Below are 1,980 nucleotides of genomic sequence, written 5' to 3'. Positions count from 1 at the left end.
AGGGCTGAAAACAAAAAAAGAGGCGTAATAACGCCTCTTTTTTATCGCTTGATAACCTTTAGCGTCGACGACGTCCACGCGCTGGATATTCTGCGTCATCTGATGGCTGACCACTTAATGGTGGAATCTTCTCTTTCCCTGCCAGTTTCTTCTGCAGTGAAAGCATCAACTCAGCTTCGGCTTTTGGTAGTTCGCACTCTTCAATCAGCTCGTTGATATCAGCGCCAAGCTGTACCATTTTAGAAGCGCGACTGTACAAGCGACCATCAGTATCAGCGTGTTCGAGTTCGCGAATTCTCTCGTTTAAGTGCTGAATAATGTCTTGTTGCTCCGTCACTTTTTGCCCAAGACCAACGACAACCGAGCGCACTTCGAGTAACTGCTTACTCAACTTTTGCACTTCTTTATCTGCGTGTCGAGATTGAGCTCGTTGTTGGTCTAACTGCTTTTGTAACCCCGAGCGAATCCGCAGTTGCAAAACAACCAATACTAACACGATAAAAGCGACGCCACCCGCAAGGAATGGAGCAGATAAAAGAGTCTCTTCAGCCATCATCATTCAGCCATTAAAGGTGAGCCATCTCGTCCCACTCGTCATCTGTTAGCAGCTTGTTCAAATCCACAAGGATAAGAAGCTTGCCGTCACGGTTGCTCACACCCTGGATGAACTTCGCACTCTCGTCGGTACCAACTGAAGGCGTCGTATCAATTTCAGAAGAACGCAGATAAACGACTTCTGCCACGCTATCTACTAAGATACCAATCACTTGACGCTCAGACTCGATCACAATAATACGAGTGTTGTCGGTGACTTCGCCTTCCATCAGGCCAAAACGTGAACGTGTATCGATAACAGTAACTACATTACCGCGTAGGTTGATGATACCAAGTACATAATCTGGTGCACCTGGAACAGGGGCAATTTCAGTATAACGAAGTACTTCACGAACTTGCATTACGTTGATGCCGTACGTTTCTTCTTCTAGCTGGAACGTCACCCACTGAAGAACTTCGTCATTCGATGCATCTTTCTTCACTTCTACTTCAAAAGCTTGAGACATAGTTAATCCTCGTTAATGTCGTTCCCGACTTAAATCTAATTCAGTGATTTGACATCTAAACCGGCGTTTAGCATGTCAATGAGCGCCTGGACATGAATTAAGGCACACATTTTTTCTTTTACCATGCCCGCTAGCCAAGGGCGTTTACCCGCCTGCTCACGCCAGCGAACCTTGTCGATATTAAGCGTTTCAGTCCCCATTAATTGGTTACTGGCCAACCCCCACATGCTCTCACCAAGCATGACGACATATTGGTAGTTATCTTTATAGCTATCATCACGAAGCTTATCTGCCATCACCCATTTCGCGGTATCGATGACATCAAACTGCTGCTCGCGATTTGTTTGTAGCCCCAAATACCAGGCGGGTTTTCCTATCAAATGGTTAAGCTCGCTAATGCGATGAATACCACCTAACTCATCAAGAGGTACAGCAAACGTGACACCATTCACATCAAAGTAAAGAACTTGGAAGTCCTCACTTCGCTTCGTGCTTTCCCAGACCGTTGGTATATCGGAATCTGCTTGTGTTTCGAGTTCAGTATCGACGTTCGCTTCTATATTGATACTTTGTTCGATCACTGCGTGAGGTTCATCCACCTCTGGTTGCGCTTCCTCAAAAACTGGCTCATCAATCACCCAGTCCTGTATTTCCTCAACACCCTGAAGCTCAGGCACCTCACTAAAGGTTTGTACCTCAGGCTCAGCCGCTTTTATCTCTGCTGCAATATCAATCGTATTTTGTTCAAGAATACTATCAATATCCAACTCAGCCACTGGGTTGCTTGCTTCAAGCTGACTTAATAGCCTTTGAACATCTTCCAGGTTTGGAGCTTCCAACTCTGGCGGATATGTTTCTTGAAACTGGTACGTTTCTGGCTCCGAGTATTGTAGCTGTAATTCTGGCTCTGGCTCTGGCT

At 45.8% G+C, this 1,980-nt stretch carries 3 protein-coding genes; all 3 read right to left on the bottom strand.

Annotation, left to right across the window (positions count from 1 at the left end):
- Positions 1 to 58 precede the first annotated feature (58 nt).
- On the bottom strand, positions 59 to 553 hold the full coding sequence (locus tag KJB35_RS28130) for a DUF2802 domain-containing protein (RefSeq protein ID WP_025998721.1): 495 nt from the start codon (positions 551 to 553) through the stop codon (positions 59 to 61).
- A 13-nt stretch (positions 554 to 566) separates the two neighbouring features.
- Positions 567 to 1,061: a chemotaxis protein CheW gene (locus tag KJB35_RS28125; protein ID WP_005380507.1), complete on the bottom strand. Its 495-nt coding sequence runs from the start codon at positions 1,059 to 1,061 to the stop codon at positions 567 to 569.
- A gap of 35 nt (positions 1,062 to 1,096) precedes the next feature.
- Positions 1,097 to 1,980, bottom strand: an 884-nt coding sequence (locus KJB35_RS28120) for a chemotaxis protein CheW (protein ID WP_285469895.1), incomplete at its 5' end; no start/stop codon positions are given.

Source organism: Vibrio sp. D431a, from assembly GCF_030248655.1.
Lineage (GTDB): Bacteria > Pseudomonadota > Gammaproteobacteria > Enterobacterales > Vibrionaceae > Vibrio > Vibrio alginolyticus.
The sequence above is the reverse complement of the archived record's forward strand: the minus strand, read 5'-3'. Positions and strand labels throughout refer to the sequence as shown.

Coding starts and splice junctions, on each gene's coding strand:
- KJB35_RS28130 (WP_025998721.1), bottom strand. CDS start 553: ATGGCTGAAGAGACTCTTTTATCTGCTCCATTCCTTGCGGGTGGCGTC.
- KJB35_RS28125 (WP_005380507.1), bottom strand. CDS start 1,061: ATGTCTCAAGCTTTTGAAGTAGAAGTGAAGAAAGATGCATCGAATGAC.